Source organism: Aeromonas sp. MdU4, from assembly GCF_041929505.1.
In the GTDB taxonomy this organism is placed as follows: Bacteria; Pseudomonadota; Gammaproteobacteria; order Enterobacterales; family Aeromonadaceae; genus Aeromonas.
In genome coordinates this window covers 12,474-35,870 of the sequence record NZ_JBHFMW010000003.1, presented here as the reverse complement: position 1 = coordinate 35,870, position 23,397 = coordinate 12,474, and the positions used below count along the sequence as shown (strand labels likewise).

Annotated in this window: 16 protein-coding genes and 1 pseudogene; 8 read left to right on the top strand and 9 right to left on the bottom strand. The window is 55.6% G+C overall.

The annotated features are described in order from the left end of the window. Positions 1-167: 167 nt before the first annotated feature. The 3 genes from ACE1BR_RS02400 to ACE1BR_RS02390 all read right to left on the bottom strand — a co-directional run bounded on the left by ACE1BR_RS02400 (position 168) and on the right by ACE1BR_RS02390 (position 5,698). On the bottom strand, positions 168-1,835 hold the full coding sequence (locus ACE1BR_RS02400) for an Ig-like domain-containing protein (protein WP_374867292.1): 1,668 nt from the start codon (positions 1,833-1,835) through the stop codon (positions 168-170). Between the two features lie 243 nt (positions 1,836-2,078). Then, positions 2,079-2,786 (bottom strand): ZirU family protein, encoded by a 708-nt coding sequence (locus ACE1BR_RS02395; protein ID WP_374867290.1) that lies wholly within the window; start codon positions 2,784-2,786, stop codon positions 2,079-2,081. Between the two features lie 155 nt (positions 2,787-2,941). Next, entirely contained in the window at positions 2,942-5,698 is a 2,757-nt protein-coding gene (locus ACE1BR_RS02390; protein WP_374867288.1) for an inverse autotransporter beta domain-containing protein, read from the bottom strand. Positions 5,699-6,197: 499 nt separating this feature from the next. Here ACE1BR_RS02390 and ACE1BR_RS02385 point away from each other — a divergent pair. After that, positions 6,198-7,116, top strand: a pseudogene (locus tag ACE1BR_RS02385) (IS5 family transposase). 242 nt (positions 7,117-7,358) lie between these two features. Here ACE1BR_RS02385 and ACE1BR_RS02380 read toward each other — a convergent pair. Together ACE1BR_RS02380 and ACE1BR_RS02375 are read right to left on the bottom strand one after the other, a co-directional pair. After that, positions 7,359-9,041, bottom strand: coding sequence for an ArnT family glycosyltransferase (locus ACE1BR_RS02380; RefSeq protein ID WP_374867286.1), 1,683 nt, complete (start codon positions 9,039-9,041; stop codon positions 7,359-7,361). Beyond that, entirely contained in the window at positions 9,028-10,395 is a 1,368-nt protein-coding gene (locus ACE1BR_RS02375) for a UDP-glucose dehydrogenase family protein (RefSeq protein WP_374867285.1), read from the bottom strand. The genes ACE1BR_RS02380 and ACE1BR_RS02375 overlap by 14 nt, the downstream gene beginning before the upstream one ends. A 402-nt stretch (positions 10,396-10,797) precedes the next feature. Here ACE1BR_RS02375 and arnB point away from each other — a divergent pair, with 402 nt between their 5' ends. From arnB to arnF, 7 genes are all read left to right on the top strand, one after another. Beyond that, positions 10,798-11,934 (top strand): UDP-4-amino-4-deoxy-L-arabinose aminotransferase, encoded by a 1,137-nt coding sequence (gene arnB, locus ACE1BR_RS02370; RefSeq protein ID WP_374867283.1) that lies wholly within the window; start codon positions 10,798-10,800, stop codon positions 11,932-11,934. Positions 11,935-11,940: 6 nt separating this feature from the next. Next, positions 11,941-12,921: an undecaprenyl-phosphate 4-deoxy-4-formamido-L-arabinose transferase gene (arnC, locus tag ACE1BR_RS02365; protein ID WP_374867281.1), complete on the top strand. Its 981-nt coding sequence runs from the start codon at positions 11,941-11,943 to the stop codon at positions 12,919-12,921. After that, positions 12,918-14,909, top strand: coding sequence for a bifunctional UDP-4-amino-4-deoxy-L-arabinose formyltransferase/UDP-glucuronic acid oxidase ArnA (arnA, locus tag ACE1BR_RS02360; protein WP_374867279.1), 1,992 nt, complete (start codon positions 12,918-12,920; stop codon positions 14,907-14,909). Before arnC ends, arnA begins: the two co-directional genes overlap by 4 nt. Next, a complete protein-coding gene (arnD, locus tag ACE1BR_RS02355) occupies positions 14,902-15,801 on the top strand; it encodes a 4-deoxy-4-formamido-L-arabinose-phosphoundecaprenol deformylase (RefSeq protein ID WP_374867277.1) in 900 nt (299 codons plus the stop codon). The genes arnA and arnD overlap by 8 nt, the downstream gene beginning before the upstream one ends. A 72-nt stretch (positions 15,802-15,873) precedes the next feature. Beyond that, on the top strand, positions 15,874-17,517 hold the full coding sequence (arnT, locus tag ACE1BR_RS02350; RefSeq protein WP_374867275.1) for a lipid IV(A) 4-amino-4-deoxy-L-arabinosyltransferase: 1,644 nt from the start codon (positions 15,874-15,876) through the stop codon (positions 17,515-17,517). Next, positions 17,517-17,861: a 4-amino-4-deoxy-L-arabinose-phosphoundecaprenol flippase subunit ArnE gene (arnE, locus tag ACE1BR_RS02345; protein ID WP_374867274.1), complete on the top strand. Its 345-nt coding sequence runs from the start codon at positions 17,517-17,519 to the stop codon at positions 17,859-17,861. Before arnT ends, arnE begins: the two co-directional genes overlap by 1 nt. Next, entirely contained in the window at positions 17,858-18,277 is a 420-nt protein-coding gene (gene arnF, locus ACE1BR_RS02340) for a 4-amino-4-deoxy-L-arabinose-phosphoundecaprenol flippase subunit ArnF (RefSeq protein WP_374867272.1), read from the top strand. The genes arnE and arnF overlap by 4 nt, the downstream gene beginning before the upstream one ends. 443 nt (positions 18,278-18,720) lie before the next feature. Here the strand turns inward: arnF and ACE1BR_RS02335 are convergent, their stop codons facing one another. From ACE1BR_RS02335 to mprF, 4 genes are all read right to left on the bottom strand, one after another. Then, entirely contained in the window at positions 18,721-19,257 is a 537-nt protein-coding gene (locus tag ACE1BR_RS02335; RefSeq protein WP_374867270.1) for a phosphatase PAP2 family protein, read from the bottom strand. A gap of 294 nt (positions 19,258-19,551) precedes the next feature. Beyond that, positions 19,552-19,740 carry a hypothetical protein gene (locus ACE1BR_RS02330; protein WP_374867268.1) on the bottom strand — a complete coding sequence of 63 codons (189 nt, stop codon included), beginning with the start codon at positions 19,738-19,740 and terminating at the stop codon, positions 19,552-19,554. Positions 19,741-19,866: 126 nt separating this feature from the next. Further along, the gene (locus ACE1BR_RS02325) at positions 19,867-20,556 is read right to left on the bottom strand and encodes an AcvB/VirJ family lysyl-phosphatidylglycerol hydrolase (RefSeq protein WP_374867266.1); all 690 of its coding nucleotides are present in this window, start codon (positions 20,554-20,556) and stop codon (positions 19,867-19,869) included. Between the two features lie 12 nt (positions 20,557-20,568). Beyond that, positions 20,569-23,124, bottom strand: coding sequence for a bifunctional lysylphosphatidylglycerol flippase/synthetase MprF (mprF, locus tag ACE1BR_RS02320; protein ID WP_374867264.1), 2,556 nt, complete (start codon positions 23,122-23,124; stop codon positions 20,569-20,571). Positions 23,125-23,397 lie beyond the last annotated feature (273 nt).

Genomic DNA, 23,397 nt, shown 5'->3' with positions numbered 1-23,397 from the left:
CGAGCTCTACAGTTTGTGGCACATGGCGAAAATTCTTGTTGTGCAGTAGTTATGGCATTAAGTCTCTTGCCCATAGTGCCAGAATTGAAGGTGATAGTGGTGATCACATCACCACTATCACCATTAGTTCCATTCAACCTGCATCGACTTAAGGAGAAAAGGCTCCCTTAACGACGTATACATACCACTTGGCTGGGAGCACTATCCGGAAACTCCCCAGTGATGCCAATGTGCATGTAAACTGCCCGGTGTTTATTAGACATAGATAACTCGCTCGTCCAGTAGTCATCGTAGGTACCACCACACTTGCCAGCCATTGGCCATCCATGAACATTGCACAATTCATAATTCTCACCAAAGGAAGGAGATACCTCGACAAACAATGCCCTCAATTCAGCTACCGTCGGTAAACGGCGCCCGATGTTATTGCAGTAGTTGTCGGCATCCAGCCAATTCATAGTGGCCGGATCCGGCTTGAGGAATCTAGATATCATCAGTTCTGTAAAGCTGACCGATGCCATTTTTTGCACAGCACTGCTGTTGGTCGCATATAGCGTCACCTCAACATCCTCAACCACGCTGTTACGCAGTGACACGATCACCTCACCTGCGTCATTGGTAGTGGTCGTCCATGGCGACTCGTTATCGAACGTGACGGTGCTCTTGTCAGCATTGAACTCCACAGTGATCGGCACATTTGCCAGAACCGCCCCATCAAGGTCTTTGAATGTGGCCACTATTGTGTTCAAGGCCTTATCATTGGCGGGCTGATAATTGGCCCCCACGGCTAATGTATCGAGCACCGGATAGAGTGCGAAGTTGGCATCACTGGTCATGCCCAGGTCAGCGGAATTGGCTTCAGCCCTTGCCGTCACGGCGACTGTCTCAGCCCGGGTGTTGATGAGGTTCATCGTTGCCAGACCATTACTATCGGTCACGCTTGTCGCTGCACCCAAGGTTGCCGTGGTGCTGCCATGCGACCATACCACGCTAACGCCCAGCATGGGGTTCCCTTCAATATCATGCACAGTCGCTGTCAGCAGGTCAGCACTGACGTTATCCGCAGGCTGATTGTCAGTCGTGGTTACCAGTTGGGCCACTTTCGCGGTGGCTGGGTTGGCAGCCAGGGTCACCTGCAGTGATTGAGGGAGAGTGGTCAAGGGAGTGCCATCCAGCTGTGGCGTCAGGGTAACAACGCCAGACTTGGTCCCCGTCAGGATGTACTCATAGATGCCATTGCCCAGGTCGTTTTCAGTCAGGGAGATAACATCTGTATCCACACCGCTGTAGCCTAGCGCAACCCGATCACTGATGCCGGTTACCGGTGTTTGATTGTCGTCTTTGAGGGTCAGCGTCAGAACTGCGTTATCAACCCCATCTGCCACTATGGTGGACTTGTCGACACTGAAGGTGGATTTGGCGGGGTCTGGCCGCCCCTGCACCACAGCAGAGAGAGAACTGCTTACCTCTACCCCCTCATGCGGATCAGTCACCGCCGGATTGGTGGCCGGGGTAACAGCAAAGCGAAGCTGTTTGCCACGTTCGGCATCGGTCAATAGATAGCGCTCACCTCTGGCGAGTTCGATGTCACTATTATTTAGCCAGCGCAACACACTGCCCTGTTCCTCGTCAGTATCATGGTCATTAAAGGTATATGTTCCCAGCAGGGTATCCCCCACCAATGGCGCCGCCGGGCCAGTCAGTGTCACGCTAGATGCCACTGGCGCACGCCCCTGCACCGACAGGGTGTTGGCACTTTCGGCCATTGCTCCTGTCGTTTGCCACAGCACCATCCACAGTGCCAGATATGACAAATAACGAGATATCACCTTCATTCAAACACTCTCCGGTTTACGACAGCACCATCACCTGCTGTAACTAGCCAGCTTCGCCATCTTTACAGTCCAGGCTGGTTAAAATGGTGGGCGCCTTCGGGCGCCCTGTATTGCTGATTGATATGCCCACCTCGCCTTCCCTGGCAAGGCAGGACAACCCGTTATCTATCCGATAACCATCAACCTCTTGCTGCTGGCGATGGTCCGGATATCATGCCCAGCCAGTCGGGGCTGGTGATGACTTTACTTCTTGGTGACATCCACCTGCAGCTTGCGCTTCTGATCATCCTTGCCCGGGGTATAAGTTTCGCTGGTGGCGCCAGCAATCGGACTGTAAGTACCTGCTCCGACAGAGTCTTCAATCATCCACTGATAGGTATACTCAGTCGCCGTACCTATATTCCCGGCGCTGGTAGTGACCTTGGCCCTGAGTTCGGTCGAGACAATCGGATTGCCAGCAAGCGCAGCGTCAGTGGCCGCAATGACGATCTCGACGGCATCCACCTCATTGGGATCAACCACATCAACAGAGTCATCGCCATCAGGAGCCCCCCCCACTGCCACCAGAGTTCCCTGATACGGGTCGGTTGTTGTCGAGTCTGTTTGCGGAATGACACTTGCAGTAATTTTTGTACCAAGGTCTGCCGCAACCAGGGTGTAGCTGTTGCCCGTCGCACCAACAATCGGTGTCCCATCGCGATACCACTTGTATTCACTAGTTACTGGTGCATCCCCATCCAAGTCACCAAAACCGGTTTCGACAATTTGCAAGGTATCATTCACATCCACCCGACCATTGCCATTAGCATCGGTATAGGTAAAAGATGCACTATCCAACGTTGGGGCTCTCCCCTTAACAGTATCGGTTGGAGCCGACGTCAGCGCACTGGCGCCACTGGCTACCCCCCACATTACCATTGCTATCGATAGTGCGATTTTTTGCTTTCTCATCACTTGCTCTCTTCTTTTTGGCTACAAAAAAGACTTACCTTGAGTCGATAAACGCCATACCGGATGCTCCCAGCACCATGGCGACTCTTGTATACCTGTGAACCAAGACACTCTGCGTCCCAGACGCCACTTGATCCCACGCTTTTGGGCGGCACTCACAGCTCCGCAACAATGACGCGCACCCGTTTCTTCTGATCCTCTCTCACAGGTAAATAGGCCACGCTGGTCACCCCAGCGATATCCACAAAACGTCCAGTACCGGCCTCCTCTTCGATCTGCCACTGCCAGGTCAGCCCTGTGCGGCAGGCGCTCAAGCCGCAGTCAGGCACGGCTGTCAGTACAGAGCCCACCTGAGGGAAGCCGTTAACCAGCCCGGTAATCGTCAGCCCCATCAAGCTCGCGAGGTAATTCACACTGCTAGCTGGCCCCGTGTTGCCGCTCTTGTCGGTAGCCGTGGCGGTAATGGTGCCACTCCCCTGCACCGTTGGGGCTTCCAGGGTGTAGTTGCCATCCACGTCCGCAGTCGTTGTACTGGTCGAGCCATCCGGCCAGGTAATGGTCACCGTGCTGTCCGGTTCAGCCTTGCCACTGACCTCCGGCTTGTTGTCGCTATTGCGATCCGTCGCAACCAACGTCGGAGCTCTAGGCGCCGTTGAGTCGGTGTAGTTCACACTGGTAGCCGGCCCCGTGTTACCGCGCTTGTCTGTAGCCGTGGCGGTGATGGTGCCACTCCCCTGCGCCGTCGGGGCTTCCAAGCTGTAGTTGCCATCCTCATCTGCAGTCGTGGTGCTGGTCGTGCCATCCGGCCAGGTAATGGTCACCGTACATTCAGGTTCCGCTTTACCAGTGGCCTCTGGCTTGTCGTCACCATTGCTGTCGGTCGCTGTCAACGTCGGGGCCCCCGGCAACGTTGCATCATCAATAAACTCAAACTCCATGCTGTCACGCGCCACATGCCCACTCGGGAAGGTGACCTCGACATCCAGGCGATACCGAGTGCCGGGGTTGGCTTGCCCAGGAGCAACCAGCTCACGCCCCGTCAGTACCTGTGCAGGCCCCTGAAATGTCAGGAGATAGCGGTACTGGTAACCATCGCGGTCCGCTTCTACATCCCCTTCAATACTCTCAATCGGGATCCCATTGCGCGCTTTGGCGGGCTTCTGACGGGGGTCAACCACCCCCCAGTCAACGTGGTAGTGAGCACCAGGGCGAAGTTGAACAAAGTGTTCTGCCAACTGAATAGCGGGTTGCAGCCCAGAGTCTTCCGAGACGACAACAACCCCTTCCGCGATGGCTTCATGGCCATCGATGTCAGTGACGATGGCAACGATCGGATATTGATTGGATTGATCAATGCGATAGATGGGCAAGGCCGGGAGTGTGAGAGAGCGTTTGTCCTGCCCAGCCGTATCGGCCGGGCTAATAAGCCCACTGAGCCCCAGGATCTCGCCAAACCACTGGATGGTGGCTATCTGACGGGAATGCTGGATGTTGAGCGTCAAGGTCAAAGCTTGCCCCTCTGCCGCGGAATATAGGTCGTTGAAAGACGCCTTGAGGAGCACCTTGTCGCGATACTCAAGCACCATGTCATTGTTACGCTCAACCAGATCGTGGCGCATACCCGCCACCGACTTGTCGACACGGGACGGATTCAGCATGTCCGAGAGCGTTGCCCCCAGCTTCCACTCCAGCCCCAGCGTAAAACGGGTGTCATGTTGCCTGCCGCTCGCTTCAACTTGCTCGACATTCATCTTGAGTAGCGGGAAGGGGTTATAGTGCAAGCCAGCGGTGATGGCATGCGGGTCTCGCTCAAGCTGATCAGCGCCCAGCAAGTCAACCCGCTCTCCCAAATACTGCTCGGCAGTAAGCGATGCACTCCATTGCGGATAGGCCGGCAGATAGGCCTCAAGACGCACATCCATGCCGCGTGCAGCGCGCTCTTCCATGCCCTCAAAACGCGGGGAGTCACGCCAACTGCTCAGTGGGGTATAAAAGTTGGCGCCCAACTTGAGATGCTCACGCCACGCTTCGGCCCCGACACCCGCACGCCAGTGCCGATTGGTCAGGTCATAATCAGCAAACAGGTTGTAACCCAGCATCCAGTGGTCGAGGAAATGACGCTGGCCCACCCCTAGGTTGGCAATGGTACGCGCCTGCCCATTTCGGCGTAGACCAAACTGGGTAAACAGCAAGGTCTGCTGCTCTTCCGCAAGCGGTAACAAGAGATTCGCCTCGGCAGTGACCATATTGAAATCGTCATCTAGTGTCACCTGGGTTCTGGCTGTGCTCATCGCCCCCAGCAAGGATGCTGCATAGGCATTGGCTTCCACTTCAAAATGGGTGACCAGTCGTTGACGCCAATACAGCTTCTCTTGTTCTACCCCATGATGCGATGCAGTCGCATCCTGTGTAACGCTCTGCGCGGAAGGCGGCAGATGCGGAAAGCCTCGTTTAAATCCCTTAACCAATTCACTGTGGTTTTCCTGATGTGCCGTCATCTCTGACTCGGCAGGCGAAAACCGCTGTCCTAAGCGAGCAGCCTGCTCGGCAACCTTCTGCTCGACATCCACAGGGGTTGGCGTATCCATCGTCAAATGCAGTGGATTGATGCCCGACAGCGCAGGTAAAACGGACGGGCGCGGTAAATTGATTGTGTCACCTACCGGCAAATGAGGGCCGTTTAGCGTCAGGTTGCCATTTAATGCCAACAGTTGGTGAGGGGTTGTGCCAAACTGGCGTGAGACAGAACCAAGCGTATCTCCCTTTGCGATCTGATAGCGGATAAGTTCAGGTTGCTCGGCTGCTGGCATTGAGAGTTGCCCAGCCGCATAAGCCACAGGAAATAATGCCTGCTGTCCTAAAAAGAGATAAGTCCAGACGTACTGATGGACTTTACTTGGTGTGAAACTCATAAATAGACCCTTGAGTATATCTTTAGCGGCAGGACTATATATGAGCAGCTGCATTTGAGATCTATATATTAAGTTTTAAAATCACAATAAATAAATAATAAATATAAATAATTTAAACCACCCACTTTAGTATCAGCTTGATATATATAGCGACTCTCTTCATTCCAACCATAAATACAATCAAAGGAGACCACATTGGCCCCCTGCCACATCAGCCTGGCTTATTTAATTCAATTTAATAAATGCGACAAGCCTCACAATCAAAGCTATTTATAATACAGCTTTGGTTCAGGTTTACCGCAATGCCAGCCCATGAGCGCCCGATACCATCAATACATTTTTTAGTTCAAAAACATCCATTAACAAAAAACTCAAATCTGTACCAGTATGCCACTTCATCTTGGGATATTTCTGGCGTTGTTTCCCAAATCGATGCAGCTTGAGGAACTAACTGAGGACTCAGTGATCTGATCACCACCATCCCCTCCAAGTCAGCATCATGGGCTCCTCACTTCCCCCCATCACTAAGTGGCCTCAATACAACAAGTCTCGGATTAACCGTGGCTCATTCACCTTCTGGGTTGATGCCGAGGTCATGAATAATTGGTTCCACAACGACCATCACGGACGATGGGGCCGCAGCCTGCTTTACGCTGACCATACCATCTGTACCTTATTGATGTACAAGGGAATTTTTTAGCCTCACGCTTTGCACAACTCAGGGGCTACTCGACTCCCTGTTCGAGTTGATGAATATGCCGTTGTGAGCACCGAACTACAGTTGTGTCAGCAAACGAGCCCGTACGGTGCAAGTGACCTATCGGCAGCCCAGTAAGGGGCTTATCACCGACCTGGTTACCTACTCGACTGGCTTCAAGGTGTTTGGTGACGGCGAGTGGAAGGTCAGAAAACACGGCGCTGAGAAGCGCCGTGTCTGGCGCAAGTTGCATCTGGCGGTAGACCCGGCAACTCACGATATCGTGGCGGCGGAAGTGTCGTTGGAAAACGTCCATGATGCCGAGGTGCTGCCGACCTTGCTCAACCCACTGCGGCGAAAGCTGGGACGTGTTTATGCGGATGGCGCCTATGACAGCAAAGCCAGCCATCAGCTTATCTCGCGCAAAGGGGCGACAGCCTGTATCCCGCCTCGTAAGAACGCTGGACTCTGGAAAAAGGGGCACCCAAGAAATGAGGCAGTGCTGGTAATGCGCAAGAAAGGGCTGGCGCACTGGAAGAAGATATCGGGGTATCACCGTCGCTCGCTGGCAGAGACGGCAATGTATCGGTTCAAGCAGTTGTTGGCGGGGAAAATCAGTTTGCGTAACTACAATGGCCAAGTGGGAGAAGTTATGGCGTATGTAAGCGCCATAAACAAGCTGAATACCTTGGGCTTGCCTGTCAGAAAGCCCCGAGTGTAGCGGTCACCAGGGGCTGGGGTAGTTGCTGCTTGATGATTGATTTGGGAAACAACGCCCCATACCGTACAAAACAAGGTAGAAGCTGCGTACCACCGTACAGACTTACTAGACCAGCGTCGACCTACGATGGATGCATGGGCTGAGTTTGTCGCAGGAGATTTGCTAACTATATAAAAAAGGAAGCGGCCTTGGTGGGCCGCTTCCTGCACTCTTCTTTTTTTAGCTTTGATACTCACCGTATATCAATTGCAATCTGCCCTAGCGATAAGTATCAATCGCTGTGTTTTATCAGAACGAAGATTGGTTTGCGCCAGTTTCATATAGGAGAGCCCCTTCAATAGATTAGCCATCTCCTCGGCTGTACCATTTACTAGTATTCTATCAAACCTAGCATCGCGGCAGGCAAGTACATCCCTCACCTCTTCCTTGTCCAAATTAGTTACCTGCATCCCTTCATAAGCGGAAAAAAGACCAAGCTCGGTTTCCCCAAGTTGCCAGCCAGCAATCCGATCCCGCGTCTCAAGCGGTATCCCCTCAAGTAGATGACTCATCTTGCCCGAAACCCCCTTGGCGGCATCGATCAGCGGGTAGACCAGCGCAAAGGTGAGCAGAAACATGATGGCCACCGAGCTGGTGACATGAATGGCGCCATGTACCTCCTTGCGCCGCAACAATAGCTCCAGCGCCATCACGAACAGGATGATGGCGGGAATGTAACGCCACCCCAGCTTGCTGGCGGCTTGCTGCACTTCTGCCGGAATGTGGCTGGCAAACGGCAGCGGCAAACCCAGCAGGGGGAGTGCAATGATGGCAACGCAGAACAGCAGCATGAAGTAGAGCCACCCCCGACCATAACGGGCAGTCCACAGCGGCCAGCTCAGGCTGACCTGACCCAGCATGATGGCAAATACCGGCAATAGCGGGAAAAGATAGAGGGTTCGCTTGGTCGAAGAGATAGTTAACAATAAAAGAGTCCCAAGCGCCCAGCACAGCAAAAGTAGCCGCTCACGGCTCCACTCCCGCTGTTTCACCGTTTGCCAGCCCCAATAAACAATGAATGGCAACCATGGGATGGTATATTCCACCAGGCCCCACAAGTAATAGAGATAGGCACCTTTCTTGATATGACCCAGTTCGGTCGAAGTGCCGGTAAGACGGCCAACCTGATTCTGCCAGAACCACTCATGCCACAAGGCATCCCCATCGACATGATTAATTAGCTCACGAACCCAGGCTGCGACTGGCAATATAAAAAACAACAACACCAACAAGTGTTGGAATATAAAAACGGGAACACTTTTCTCGTTTACTGCTTTGCGTGCAGCAAAGAGAAAGAGGGGCAACCAGCCGAAAAACACCGTCAACGGCCCAATCGGTCCTTTTGCCATAAAACAGCCAGCCAGACCCAGTCCGGCAATAATCGCCATCAAGTTGCGATGCGCCAGATAATATTCGGCGAATGCCCAGAGGGTAAATACGACAAAGAAGGCGAGCGCACTGTCCGTCCTGATCCAGTGCGTATTGATAATAAATCCCTCCATGGCGCCCAGCGCGATGACCGACCAGAGTGCCGCTGACCTGTTGCCAAGCAGGCGATAGGCCAGCAGGCCGGTGAAGAGCAGCATGCCTGCCGCCCAGACCACGCCCGCCAAACGCAGGGTGTTGGTTATCCCCAGCCAGGATGCAAACCCATCAAGAAACGGCAGAGCGGCCATGTAGAAGAGCGGCGGCTTCTCGATAAAGCTGCGCCCGCCCAGGGTCGGCACCACCCAGTCACCACTGCGGTACATCTCGAGCGCAATGGCCGCTTCGCGGGGCTCATCAGGCGTCCAGAGCTGATGATCAAACTGGCCAAACAGCAGCACCAGAGTCACCAGCAGCAACATCCAGCCGAGCTTTCGCCCCGAGATTTCAGGGCGTGGCATGGCTCATTCCTTCTGCAATGGTCTCCCCGCGTCCGATGGCGTAGTAGGAGAAGCCCTGGCTTTTCATCTTGTGCGGGTCATAGAGATTGCGGCCATCGATGATGAGCGGCATGGCCAGCATCTTCTTGAGCTGGGCAAAGTCAGGCGCCTTGAACTCGTTCCACTCGGTGCAGATGACCAGTGCATCGGCCCCCGCCAGCGCAGCCTCCTTGGTGCCCATCAGCGACAACTCGGGCTGGCAGCCATAGATGCGCTGCGCCTCCTTCATCGCCACCGGGTCAAAGGCCTGCACCCGCGCCCCCTCCTGCCACAGCGCCTCCATCAGCACCCGACTCGGCGCTTCGCGCATGTCATCGGTATTGGGTTTGAAGGCGAGCCCCCAGATGGCGATGATCTTGCCCGCCAGCGACTCGCCCCGCTCTTGAAAGTGAGTGGACAGCGTATCGAAGAGCTTGAACTTCTGCCGCTCGTTGACCCGCTCCACCGCGCGGATGAGCGGCGTGTCGTAGTCGAGGGCCGCGGCTGTCGCCAGAAACGCCCTCACATCCTTGGGAAAACAGGAGCCGCCATAGCCGCAACCGGGATAGATAAACTGGTAGCCGATGCGCTGATCGGCACCGATCCCCTGCCGCACCAGCTCGATATCAGCACCAACCCGCTCGGCCAGCCCGGCAATCTCGTTGATAAAGCTGATCTTGGTAGCCAGCATGCAGTTGGCGGCGTACTTGGTCAGCTCGGCACTGCGCACGTCCATGAATAGAATGCGGTCGTGATTGCGGTTGAAGGGCTCGTACAGCTCGCGCATCACGGCTCTGGAGCGCTCCTTGCCGGTGCCGATAACGATACGATCCGGGCGCTGGCAATCACGCACAGCCGCCCCCTCTTTGAGAAACTCGGGATTGGAGACCACATCGAACTCGAACTGCTTGCCAAGCTCAACCTGCTGCTCCCTGACCCAGTGGAACACCTTGTCTGCCGTACCAACCGGCACGGTGGATTTGTTGACGATGATCACCTCGTCTACACGATGTTGGGCAATCGATCTCGCCACCGCCCTGACGGCGCTCAGATCGGCCGAACCATCCTCATCAGGGGGCGTACCGACGGCGATGAATTGCACCTCACCGTGGGTAACCGCCATGGATATATCCGTGGTGAATTTCAGCGAGCCATTTTGTAGCGTCTGATGCAGCAATGAATCCAGCCCGGGTTCATAAATAGGTAATTCGCCACGGGACAACCGACTTATTTTTTCTGCATCGAGATCAATACAAACAACCTGATGGCCAACATCGGCCAATACAATTGCCTGTACCAGCCCGACATAGCCACTGCCAAAAACGGTGATATTCATAACGACTATTCCATAATGCGTGATGCTGGAAACTTTACATCCTTTCCCCAATTGCACTACGGGCAATTTGTAACAAGCAATTTCAATACTGAATGACATGACGATTATTCAGCAATGGCAAATAGCTCGAGTAGCGTCACTAAAGAGAAGTGGCTAAACACCAATTCAAAATAAAACCAAGCAATATTTTGTTACGAGATATTTCCAAATTGAACTTTCCATAAAAACACAAGCAATTGTTACCAAGTGTTGCTGTGCGCTTGAATGAAAACTCGCTATTCAGCTACTTTCGAAAATATATAAAGCGATATAGATATCTGCGCCATGCATATTTCCAGTGAAAATCGGCAATACCGGTTTTCATCGCCATTTGATCTCTTGCGACATTAAGACTGGAGTCATATGAAACACCTTTTGCCATTCTCAAAACCCGCCATGGGTGAGGCCGAGATCAACGCCGTCAGCGAGGTTCTGCAATCGGGATGGATCACCACTGGCCCGAAAAATCATGAGCTGGAGCAGCGCTTCTGCGAGACCTTTGGCTGCCAGCATGCGGTAGCGCTCTGCTCCGCAACGGCCGGTATGCATGTCACCCTGATGGCGCTGGGGATTGGCCCAGGTGACGAGGTGATCACCCCCTCCCAGACCTGGGTCTCCACCATCAACATCATCACCCTGCTGGGGGCGACTCCCGTCTTCGTCGATGTGGACAGGGATACCCTGATGGTCAGCGCCGGGCAAATAGCCCCACTCATCACCCCCAACACCCGGGCCATCATCCCGGTTCACTACGCAGGGGCGCCGGTCGACCTCGACCCCATCCTCGCCCTGGGTCGCCAGCACGATATTCCGGTCATCGAAGATGCCGCCCATGCGGTCGGCACCCGCTATCGCGCCCGCTGGATCGGCGAGACCGGCACCGCCATCTTCTCCTTCCACGCCATCAAGAACCTCACCTGTGCCGAAGGGGGCATGCTGGTGACCGATGACAAGGCACTGGCCGACAAGGTGCGGATGCTGAAATTCCACGGGCTGGGGGTGGATGCCTTCGACCGGATGACGCTGGGTCGCAAGCCACAGGCAGAGGTGATCATGCCGGGCTTCAAGTACAACCTGGCCGACATCAACGCCGCCATCGCGCTAGTGCAGCTGGCCCGCCTGCCCGAGCTCAACGCCCGGCGTGCCATCCTGGTTGCCCGCTATCGGGAGTTGCTGGAGGGATTGCCGTTCGAACCGCTCGCCATTCCTGATTATGCCCATCTGCACGCCTGGCACCTCTTTATGGTGCGGGTCGATCCGGCCCGTTGCGGCCTCGATCGCGATCAGCTGATGCAGGCACTGCAGGAGCGTGGCATCGGCACCGGCCTGCACTTCAAGGCGGCCCATACCCAGAAGTACTACCGGGAGCGCTACCCGGCGCTCTCGCTGCCCAATACCGAGTGGAACTCGTCACGGCTCTGCACCCTGCCCCTCTTCCCCGACATGACACTCTCCGACGTGGATCGGGTCGTGGCAGCCCTGGCCGACATACTGGAGTAACGACACGTGAACCATAACGATATCAAGCGGGTCTCCATCATCATCCCCGTCTACAACGAGGAGGAGAGCCTGCCCGAGCTGCTGCGGCGCGTCACCGATTCCTGCGATCAGCTGAGTCAGGATTACGAGGTGATCCTGATCGACGATGGCAGCCGTGACCGCTCCGCCGCCATCATCAGCGAGGCAGCTGCACGCGAAGGGAGCAAGCTGGTCGCTGTGCTGCTCAACCGCAACTATGGACAACATGCCGCCATCATGGCCGGCTTCGAGACGGCCAAAGGGGATCTGGTGATCACCCTGGATGCCGACCTGCAGAACCCACCGGAAGAGATCCCGCGGCTGGTCGCCACCGCCATGGAAGGATACGACGTGGTCGGCACCATCCGCCGCAACCGGCAGGATTCATGGTTTCGCAAGACGGCCTCGCGCTTTATCAACAAGTCGGTACAACGGGCCACCGGCGTCCAGATGAGCGACTACGGCTGCATGCTGCGCGCCTATCGCCGCCACATCATCGACGCCATGCTCTGCTGTCAGGAACGCAGCACCTTCATCCCCATTCTGGCCAACAGCTTTGCCCGCCGTACCACCGAGCTGGAGGTGGGCCACGCCGAGCGCGCCCACGGCGAATCCAAATATGGCCTGATGCACCTCATCAACCTGATGTACGACCTGGTCACCTGCATGACCACGGCCCCGCTGCGTCTGCTCAGCATCGTCGGCAGTATGGTGGCGGGGATCGGCTTCACCTTCTCGATCCTGCTGATCCTACTGCGTCTGCTGATGGGCGCCGACTGGGCAGCAGACGGCGTCTTCACCCTGTTTGCCATTCTCTTCACCTTTATCGGCGTGCAGCTGATCGGGATGGGGCTGCTGGGTGAGTACATCGGCCGCATGTATACCGATGTCCGCGCCCGCCCCCGCTACTTCATTCACCAAATCGTTCGCTCCGCCCCGGATGCTTCGCAACAGGAAACTCAATCATGAACGTTGTCGTCTTTGCCTATCACGATATCGGCTGTACCGGTATCGAGTCCCTGCTTCAGGCCGGCTATCAGATCCAGGCAGTCTTCACCCACGCCGATGATCCGGCCGAGAACCGCTTCTTCGACTCGGTCGCCCAGCTCTGTGCCGAGCACGATCTGCCGGTCTTCTCCCCCGAAGACGTGAACCATCCGCTCTGGATTGAGCGCATTCGCGAGCTGGCACCCGAGGCCATCTTCTCCTTCTACTACCGCAACATGCTCAAGCAGGAGATCCTCGATATCCCGACCGTCGGGGCCTTCAACCTGCACGGCTCCCTGCTGCCCACCTATCGTGGCCGCGCGCCCATCAACTGGTGTCTGGTCAACGGCGAGACCGAGACCGGCATCACCCTGCACCGGATGACGGCCAAACCCGATGCCGGCGATATCGTCGCCCAGCAGGCGGTGGCCATTGCCGACGACGACACGGCGCTGACCCTGCATGGCAAGATGCGTCAGGCTGCCCATGCCCTGCTGGAAGGTGAACTGGTCAAACTAAAGCGTGGGGAGAGCCGCTTCACCCCGCAGGACGAGAGCAAGGCGAGCTACTATGGCCGCCGCACCCCGGCCGATGGCGAACTGCACTGGCACCGCACGGCCCGCGAGCTCAACAATCTGGTGCGCGCCGTCACCCAGCCCTATCCGGGGGCCTTCAGCTTTGCCGGCGATCGCAAGCTGACGGTCTGGAAGGCGCGGCCGCTGGCGCTCCAGAGCAACCAGCAACCAGGCACCATTCTTTCCCACGACCCGCTGCGCGTGGCCTGTGGTGAAGGAGTGCTGGAGATCCTGGCCGGTCAGGCCGAAGGGGGGCTCTATGTACGCGGCGCCCAGCTGGCCCGCGAGCTGGGGCTGGTCGAAGGAATGAAGATCGGTGCCAAGGCGAGCAATGCCCTGCGCAAGGCGCGCCTGACCCGGGTGCTGATCCTCGGCGTCAACGGCTTTATCGGCAACCACCTCACCGAGCGCCTGCTCAAGGATGGCGGCTACGAAGTGTATGGCCTCGATATCGGCTCCAGCGCCGTGGATCGCTTCATTGGCCACCCCAACTTCCACTTCGTGGAGGGGGACATCAGCATCCATACCGAGTGGATCGAGTACCACATCAAGAAGTGCGACGTGATCCTGCCGCTGGTGGCCATCGCCACCCCCATCGAGTACACCCGCAACCCGCTGCGGGTATTCGAGCTCGATTTCGAGGAGAACCTCAAGATCGTCCGCTACTGCGTCAAGTACAACAAGCGCATCATCTTCCCCTCCACCTCCGAGGTGTACGGGATGTGTGACGATCACAGCTTCGACGAGGATGAGTCCCGCCTCATCGTCGGCCCCATCAACAAGCAGCGCTGGATCTACTCCGTCTCCAAGCAGCTGCTGGATCGGGTCATCTGGGCCTACGGCAAGAAAGAGGGGCTCAACTTCACCCTGTTCCGTCCTTTCAACTGGATGGGGCCGCGTCTCGACAGTCTGGACTCTGCCCGCATCGGCAGCTCCCGCGCCATCACCCAGCTCATTCTCAATCTGGTGGACGGTACCCCGATCCAGCTGGTGGATGGCGGCGCCCAGAAGCGCTGCTTCACCGATATCGAGGATGGCATCGAAGCCCTGTTCCGCATCGTCGAGAACAGGGACGATCGCTGCAACGGCCAGATCATCAACATCGGCAATCCGGACAACGAGGCGAGCATTCGCGAGATGGCGGAGGTGCTGCTCGCCAAGTTCGATGCCCACCCGCTGCGCGACCACTTCCCGCCGTTCGCCGGCTTCAAGCTGGTGGAGAGCAAGTCCTTCTACGGCGACGGCTATCAGGATGTCTCCCACCGTCGTCCGAGCATCCGCAATGCCCGCAAGCTGATCGACTGGGAACCGACCATCGAGATGGAAGAGACCATCGGCAAGACCCTGGATTTCTTCCTGCAAGGGGCCGTCACCACAGGAGTCGAGCATGACTGAGGTGGGTCTGCGGATCGACGTCGATACCTTCAGGGGGACCCGTGATGGGGTTCCCCGCCTGCTGCAGTTGCTCGACCGGCATCAGGTGAAGGGGAGTTTCTTCTTCTCGGTCGGTCCCGACAACATGGGGCGCCACCTGTGGCGCCTGCTCAAGCCCCGCTTCCTGCTCAAGATGCTGCGTTCCAACGCAGCATCTCTGTATGGGCTCGATATCCTGCTGGCCGGCACCGCCTGGCCCGGCAAGCCTATCGGCAGAGAGCTGGGATCCCTGATGCGCGACACCGACAGCGCCCGTCATGAGGTGGGGCTGCACGCCTGGGATCACCACGGCTGGCAGGCCAACACCGGCCGCTGGGACGAGGCCGAGCTGATCCGCCAGACCCGGCTCGGAGTCGATGCCCTGAGCGACATTCTGGGGCGCGAAGTGGATTGCTCCGCCGCCGCCGGCTGGCGGGCCGATCCGCTCACCACCCAAGCCAAGGAGCAGTTCGGCTTTCGTTACAACAGTGACTGTCGCGGCAGCGGCCTGTTCCGCCCCATTCTGGAGGATGGGCGGCCCGGCACACCGCAGATCCCGGTCAACCTGCCCACCTTCGACGAGGTGGTGGGGCATCAGGTGACGGTCGACGGTTTCAACCACTTCCTGCTGGAGCAGCTGACCGCGACACCGCAACCGGGCCCCCATGTCTACACCATCCACGCCGAGGTGGAGGGGATCGTCATGGCGGATCAGTTCGATGCCCTGCTCGGCGAGGCCAAAGCACGCGGTATCCGTTTCGTCCCCCTTGGCGAGCTGCTCCCGTCCGACCCGACTCAACTACCGACCGGTCACCTGCTGCGCGGCACCCTGCCGGGACGCGAAGGGTGGCTCGGCTGCAAGACCGATGCCTGAGATGACCCCCTATGCCACCGGGGGTGGCAGGGCGAACCATTACGCTACTCACACCATGCAACAGAGGATGTCATGACGTTGACCAAGTGGGCCCTGCCCCTATTCTTTCTCTTTTTTTACCTGCTACCGCTCGATCAGAGGCCGCTTTGGAGTCCGGACGAAAACCGCTATGCCGAAATCAGCCGGGAGATGGTCACGACAGGTGACTGGGTAGTGCCCCATTTCCTCGGCCTGCGCTATTTTGAGAAACCCATCGCCGGCTACTGGTTCAACAGCATCAGCCAGCAACTTTTCGGGGACACCAACTTCGCCGTACGCTTCGCCTCGGCCGCAGCCACCGGCCTCAGCGCACTACTGATCTGCTGGTTTGCGCTACAGCTATGGCAATGCCGACGCAAGGCTTTCCTGACCGGGCTCATCTATCTTTCGCTGTTGATTGTTTACGGTATCGGCACCTACAGCGTGCTGGACGCCATGGTGACCCTCTGGCTCAACGCCGCCATGGTGAGTTTCTATATCATCCGAAGAGATGGCCCCATTGGCAGTCGGATTGGCGGCTATCTGCTGTTCGGCCTCGCCTGCGGCATGGGTTTTCTAACCAAGGGCTTTATCGCCCTGGCGGTGCCCGTGGTGGTCATCGTGCCCTACGTCATCTATCAGCGCCGCCTGCTTGAGCTGGTACGCTTCGGACCGCTTGCCATCCTAAGCGCAGCCCTGCTGGCAGCCCCTTGGGCTATCGCTGTGCACCTGCGCGAACCGGACTACTGGCACTACTTCTTCTGGATTGAACACATCCAACGCTTCGCCGCTGACAACGCTCAACACAAGGCACCGTTCTGGTACTACCTGCCGATGGGGCTGCTAGGCACCCTGCCCTGGCTGGGGCTGCTGCCGGGGGCACTGAAGCAAGGCTGGCAGGCGCGCAAGATAAGCCCCGAAACCCTTTATCTGCTAGCCTGGGTGGTACTGCCCTTTATCTTCTTCAGTATTGCCAAGGGCAAGCTGCTCACCTATATCCTGCCCTGCTTCGCCCCGCTGGCCATGCTGATGGCAGCCAATGCCGTCGACAAGCTCAAAGAGGGCAAGGAGCAAGCCCTCAAGGTCAACGCATGGTTGAACGGCGTGTTCGGTCTTATCTGCTTGGTGGTGCTGGCGGTGCTGGCCTTCTCCCCCAAGCACGCAGTCTATGGCGAAGAGGAACACAGCGCGATAGCGGTAGCCATGGCCATCTTCGCTAGCTGGAGTTTGCTCGGCTTCGTTCAGCTCAAGGCCATCAGCCAGCGCTGGGTATTGAGCGCGCTCTGCCCCATGGTGTTGGCTATCGGCCTACCCTGGGCGCTGCCGCAATCGCTGATCGATTCCAAACTGCCAGAGCGCTTCATTGAGGCCAACCAAGCCGTACTGGCCGCCTCTGACACCCTGCTAGCTAACGACGTCGGGCTGGCCTCCTCCCTCGCTTGGGGCACCAAGCGCAGCGAGATCAACCTGTTCGATAGTCAAGGTGAGGTCTCTTACGGCCTTGGTTACCCGGATGCCAAGGGACGCTACGTCGCCCGAGCAGACTTCCCGGCCTGGCTGACGCAAGCGCGCGAGAAGGGCCAAGTGGCCCTGCTGATGAAAACAGATCGCGACGGCAATACCGGCCCAGTCCCCCCTGCCGACGAGACCATCGTTAGCCACCGGCTGACCTTGCTCATTTACCACGGAGCCCAGTAATGGACATCATGCTGTTATTGCTGGTGTGCCTGCTAACCTGCAGCGGTCAGATGCTGCAAAAACAGGCTGTCATCAGCTGGCAGCGCCGGCCCTGCAACCACTGGCAGAAGCTACTGTCACCCTGGCTCATCGCCAGCATGGCAGCGCTTGGTTGTGGCATGCTGCTCTGGATTTATCTACTGCAACGGCTGCCGCTGAGCATGGCTTACCCCATGCTTAGCATCAATCTGGTGCTGGTGCTGCTCGGTTCGAGGTTGTTCTTTCATGAGCAGATCAGCTATCACAACTGGCTGGGGGTGGGATCCATCATAGTGGGTGCCCTGCTATTGGGGGGGCTGTTATGAGCCATGAACAGCCGACACTGAAGGGTTATCTCTACGTGCTCGCCAGCATAGTGCTGGTGACGGTGGCGCAACTTGGTATGAAATGGGGAGCTATGCAGCTGCCGACCTGGCAGGTGGAGCTGGCTGTGATGCTGGCCCACCCGCTCCCCCTGCTGGTGATCCTGGCCGGCATCAGCTGTTACGTGCTGTCACTGCTATGCTGGTTAGCGGCGCTGCACTCGACCCCACTCAACATCGCCTACCCCCTGCTCAGCATCAGCTATGCGATGGTCTACCTGCTGGCGGTCAACATCCCGCTTTTTGCCGAGCGACTGGAACCGGGCAAGGCTTTCGGGGTGTTGTTCATCCTATTTGGGGCAATCTTGGTTGGAATTAAACCAAGAAATAATGCAGCATCCCGTATCAATAAATCATAAATGGTGGGGGCACCGAAGGTGCTCCCCAACCTCACATCTGCATTACTTACATTTGGCTACTTTTAGTAACAAACAATAATGAGACATGAATCCATAACGAGTATGATCCAGCTAATAATATCAGCATCCAACTCTTGTTTCCAAGAATTCCTATAGCAACAAGCCGTAATACCATAATAGATAGGTAGCTATTACAGGCGACAACGTGGTTAAGATTGTTAAATAACTTCGATAATACTTAACAATAAAAGCGGATGGGATTTTATATTTTTTATCACGTACGCTGCCCATCTTCTCAAATCAAAATTCACAGATTGAAAATCAGAGCTTTAAAGGCTCACAATATAAAAACAACCAACAACAGACTAAAAATAACTTTCAGAAATCAATGGATAGACATATTTACCCTTAAAAAAGGCCCCGCTCGGGGCCCGCCAATAATGTCAATATATATAGCTAAAGCCAATTCCTTTGGCATCCCCTTCCATTATTGTTGGGTAGAAAGCGAGCCGCTGTTCCTTATGGGGTGAAGTAAACACATAGCTAAAACCGGTGGCAATTACTGCACTGGCAATGACGTCACGCCAGTAGTGATTATCTGATTCGACCCGAGACCAACCTACTGCCCCAGCAGCCAAATAGGCCGGTAAGCCATAATTCCAGCCATAGCGCATTTGCAGGTAACTAGCACCACTGAATGCCCAGGCGGTATGCCCGGATGGAAAACTCTTGCTGCCCCCATTTGGCCGAGTGGAATCCACCGTGTTCTTGAGCAGCTCAACCGTTGCAGTTGTTGAGAGAAGGGAGTAGCCGAACTCTTTCAATCCTTCCGTATCATCCTTGTACCAAGAGATACCTGCAGCAATAGCGGGAATAGCAAATTGTCCTATATCTCCGTACGTTTCAAACCCACTTGAGGCATAGGCAGAGCAGCTTGCTCCATAGATGATCGCTGCAGCATATAAAGCTTTCTTTTTCATTGGCGTCCCATTTGTTATGTCGTCCTTCGACGGGAACATTAACAACGTTGACACCAATATCAACAGCTATTTTTTACAATCATGACACAACGCCACATTACAACTAATACTCAGCACAACCAAACTTACAACTGAGTATTTTTAATACAGCCCATGCCACCTTGGCCATTCAGCAGATACAAATATAAAAGGGAGGCATTAGCCTCCCTTTGGTTACTCTCCGCTTACTTCACTACCACCAAACTCTTTATTCGCGCTTGCTTGCCGTCTTGGTGACCCTGAAGGGGCTAAATCTTATTTGGTTGCCGGTGCTACTTTTGCAGCCGGAGCCTTGGCATGGTGCTTGGTTTTATGATGCTGCTTTTTCACTACTTTGGTTTGGGTGGCTTGCGGTGCAGCCGCCTTGGCCGGAGTAGCCGCCATGGTGAAACCAGAGGTCAGGGCGAAAACTGCAGCGACTGCCAGCGGGATGATCTTTTTCATGGTCAATTTCCTTATTTGAGCGCATGGAGCCGTTCTCCATGACTTCATCCTACGACGGTAGCGGTCACACTTCCGTTAGTGGTTGGTGACGGTTTGTATCCAAATGTACAAACCTCACTCTGTCTTTTAAAACAGGTGATCCGCAATCACCTGATAAAGCACCGGGTAGTTATCTTCAAAGTGATGCCCACCCGGTAACGTCACCGTGGTCACATTGGATTGTGTCAGCTCTGGGCACAGCCTAACTGGGGAATCATCTTCAGCCCCCTGAATACAGAGCATGGGGATGTCGAGGATTGCTTTTGCCTCTGGCGTCGAGGGATAAGCGCCTTTTGTGTCACTTGCCACGATGTTGCTCACATGGATTTCAAAGTCTGATGACGTTGAAGGGGATAACATCACCGCACTCACCAGACTTTTTCGATATTCTTCTGGCAAGCGATTGATCACGAATGGCACGATGTCGCCCCCAAACGAAAAACCGATCAGCATCCAGCTTTTACGACCCCAGCGCTCCTGGTAATCCGCCAGGATCTTGATCAGATCGGTTGTGGTCTGCTCCGGCGTCTTTTTCTTCCAGTAATAGCGAAGCGAACTCCATCCAACCACAGGCAAACCGTGCTTCACCAGTTGTGCGCTGAGCCCGCTATCCAGTGCAGCCCACCCACCATCACCACTCAAAAACACCACCATGGGTGCCGACGACTGTTGACTAACCGGCATCTCCACCAGGCTGAATTCACTTTTGACGCTCTTTGCCGAGGCGGCAAACAGGGGAAACGAACAACTCACCAACAGCAACAACAAGGCCCTCATCGCCTAATACTCCTATTTTTTTATAAGTCCCAACGGGCCCCGATTGATCAACGTGAGCAGGTCCTTCAGCGTCTTTGGCAACACTAGCTTGCTCGTGCAGAGCAGATAGCGCGCCTCCCACCGAGGTGAGAACTTTTCCTTGTAACGCCGCAACCCCTGGAAGTTGTAGAAACGACTTCCCCGCCTAAAGATGGTGTTGCCAAGCTGGGCCCAGTAACCACTTAACGGGTGATCGTTAAGACCAGACATGGGCGCCATTCCCAAGTTGAACGTGGCATACCCCTGCTCTTTCCCCCATAACAACAACTCGACAAAGAGGAAATCCATGATCGGGGCACTTCCTGTATCCAGGCTATAGCGCATCAAGTCAATAGAAAGCGCCTGCTTATTGTCACTCACCCAGAGATTGGCAAACCCTGCGATCTGATCTTCATGCCACACCAGGGCTACCGGGCTCACCATCAGATAATCCGGATCAAATCGCCCGACCGAGAACCCCTTCTCCTTGCCTTGCTTGTTTTGCAGCCAGATATCAGACACCTCTTTCAACCTGGGCAATAACAACGCAACCCGGGCACCCTCCACGACTTCGAACGTCAATCCCTCACGCTTCCCTTTGGAGTGACTTTGACGCAAGTTGCGCAGGCGGCTACCGGCCAGCTCCATCTCGGGGAGATCGACAATAGCTTCCTCACCCAATTTAAAAGGAATGAGCCCCAGTTCCAGATAGAGTGGGAAATAACGGGTAGAGACCTGATAGAACACGGGGTTGGCATCGTGCTCATCACAGAGCTCACGAAACTCCCAAAGGAGTTCTTCGATAAGTTCCGGTTGACCAACAGGATCCCCCATAACAATCCAGCTGTTTCCCTCAACCCCATACATCAGGAACGCATTACCTGAAGGGTGGAACAGCAGTGATTTGTCAGCTAACTGTGCCAGGTAGCCATTGATGCCCCCTGCTTTTTGGACCAGCGCCAATGCCCTGTCCAGCTCTTCCCGACCCGGTTTTGCCCCGCTCGAGCGCAAAGGGGCAAGCAACTGGGCCATACCAACCATTGCCAACACCGCAACCACACTGCCCATGGCGCGCAGACCACGTGATGCCGAGCCGGTGCCATACGCAGAGAAATCAAACCACAGAGCATGATCGTATTCGACGTGTCGATAAGAGAAAAACAGTAACCACAGGGCGCCTAGCAGGACAGCCCCTACTGACAGTGACCATGCTGGGGTAAAGCGGTCGTGCAGGAGAGAACCTTTACGGTAGAACAGGCTCCGGCACGGGGTAATGATCAACAAAAAGAGACTGAGGATCAGCGCAGATTCCCAATCCATCCCCTTAAACAGGGAGAAGGCAATCCCAAGACCGAGCAGTACCTGCGTAATACGAAAAGCCGCATCATGCCGACGATAAAGGCTACGAGCCAGGAGGATCAGTAACACCCCGCTGACGCTGCCAAGCACATGTGACAATTCCAGCAGATGCAGAGGTAACACCTCAAGCAGCGCATCAATCCTGCTGTGCATGGTCGGGATCATACCGGTACAAAGCAGCAGGCTACCGGCAGCGAATGTACCAATACTGATCAAGGCCGGCAGGAACTCGCGCATCGCCAGCATCACCCCTTGCAGTCGATACCAGCGCGTACGTTGTTGGAGCACCTCCTGAGCAGCAAAGATAAGCAAGGCGCACAGGAAAGGCAGCACATAGTAGATGCAGCGATAAAGCAGCAGCGAGGCCAACAGCTTGTCTATGGGCATATAGCCGGCCAGCAGCACGCTCATACTTGCCTCGAATACCCCGATCCCGCCAGGGACATGTGCAAGCACCCCGAGGAAGCTGGCAAGCACAAATGCTGACAGCAGTACCGGATATGACACACTGTCTGCCGGCAACAGCACATAGAGCACGGCTGCCGCGGCCATCCAGTCAAGCAATGCTACCAATAGCTGGGACAAGCGAGCTTGCCGTGGAGGTAAACCCAGTGAGCGGCCACGCCAGGAGAGTGATGCAACGGGCCAGAACAGGTACGCCATTACAGTGAGCAGCGCCATGCCCCCACCGACGCCGAGCAACTGATGAGCCCAGAACGGTAATTGGGGTAGCAATAACGCCCCCTGCCCTGCCAGTAATACCGTCCCTCCCCAGGTCATCAGGCCAAGGAAAAAGGTGATCGAGCAGAAGATAATGACTTTGGCAATCTCTGCAGTACTCAACCCCAGCGAAGAGTAAATCCGATAGCGCACCGACGTACCGGTCAGCAAGGCAAATCCCAGCGTGTTGGAGAAGGTATACGCAATAAAGGATGTCATGCTCACCTGTTGCCAGGGCAGCCGCTTGCCACATGCCCCAAGCGCCAGCATGTCATAGCCACACAGCAAGAGATAACTGAACGCGGTAAGTAGCAGGGCCTCCCCCAGCACCGAGGAGGGTAACGCCCAGATCGCATGTCGAATATCGTGCCAGTGCCAGAGATGGGTTAAATGATAAAGAACGGTCAGTGCGGCCCCGAGCAGCAGCAAGCTACAAATCGGCCCTAACCAATTAAGTAAATGGCGCAACATTCCATGTCCTCATGGCTCGAAAATAAAAATGGCGTCTCAAAGGTCGTTTTATCCTCGAGTAACACCAAACGCTTAACCTGACGAGCTGAATTCAACAAATGTGGGTATCAAAAATACCATATTCATGAACAACAAGCCCCCATGATAACCCTTTTCTTTCACAGGGAACTTGCGTAATTCAGAATAAAAGCGATGAATTTACCCAGTTAGGAACTTTAATATCAATAGGCAACACCGTGATGTGCATCACGAAACCGCACTAAATGTTGAAAA

Excerpts from the sequence above, each read along its gene's own strand:
- arnE (WP_374867274.1), top strand. The coding sequence starts at position 17,517 with ATGGACATCATGCTGTTATTGCTGGTGTGCCTGCTAACCTGCAGCGGT.
- mprF (WP_374867264.1), bottom strand. The coding sequence starts at position 23,124 with ATGTTGCGCCATTTACTTAATTGGTTAGGGCCGATTTGTAGCTTGCTG.
- ACE1BR_RS02400 (WP_374867292.1), bottom strand. The coding sequence starts at position 1,835 with ATGAAGGTGATATCTCGTTATTTGTCATATCTGGCACTGTGGATGGTG.
- ACE1BR_RS02335 (WP_374867270.1), bottom strand. The coding sequence starts at position 19,257 with ATGAAAAAGAAAGCTTTATATGCTGCAGCGATCATCTATGGAGCAAGC.
- arnD (WP_374867277.1), top strand. The coding sequence starts at position 14,902 with ATGACTGAGGTGGGTCTGCGGATCGACGTCGATACCTTCAGGGGGACC.
- ACE1BR_RS02380 (WP_374867286.1), bottom strand. The coding sequence starts at position 9,041 with ATGCCACGCCCTGAAATCTCGGGGCGAAAGCTCGGCTGGATGTTGCTG.
- arnF (WP_374867272.1), top strand. The coding sequence starts at position 17,858 with ATGAGCCATGAACAGCCGACACTGAAGGGTTATCTCTACGTGCTCGCC.
- ACE1BR_RS02390 (WP_374867288.1), bottom strand. The coding sequence starts at position 5,698 with ATGAGTTTCACACCAAGTAAAGTCCATCAGTACGTCTGGACTTATCTC.
- arnA (WP_374867279.1), top strand. The coding sequence starts at position 12,918 with ATGAACGTTGTCGTCTTTGCCTATCACGATATCGGCTGTACCGGTATC.
- ACE1BR_RS02325 (WP_374867266.1), bottom strand. The coding sequence starts at position 20,556 with ATGAGGGCCTTGTTGTTGCTGTTGGTGAGTTGTTCGTTTCCCCTGTTT.
- ACE1BR_RS02330 (WP_374867268.1), bottom strand. The coding sequence starts at position 19,740 with ATGAAAAAGATCATCCCGCTGGCAGTCGCTGCAGTTTTCGCCCTGACC.
- ACE1BR_RS02375 (WP_374867285.1), bottom strand. The coding sequence starts at position 10,395 with ATGAATATCACCGTTTTTGGCAGTGGCTATGTCGGGCTGGTACAGGCA.
- ACE1BR_RS02395 (WP_374867290.1), bottom strand. The coding sequence starts at position 2,786 with ATGAGAAAGCAAAAAATCGCACTATCGATAGCAATGGTAATGTGGGGG.
- arnB (WP_374867283.1), top strand. The coding sequence starts at position 10,798 with ATGAAACACCTTTTGCCATTCTCAAAACCCGCCATGGGTGAGGCCGAG.
- arnT (WP_374867275.1), top strand. The coding sequence starts at position 15,874 with ATGACGTTGACCAAGTGGGCCCTGCCCCTATTCTTTCTCTTTTTTTAC.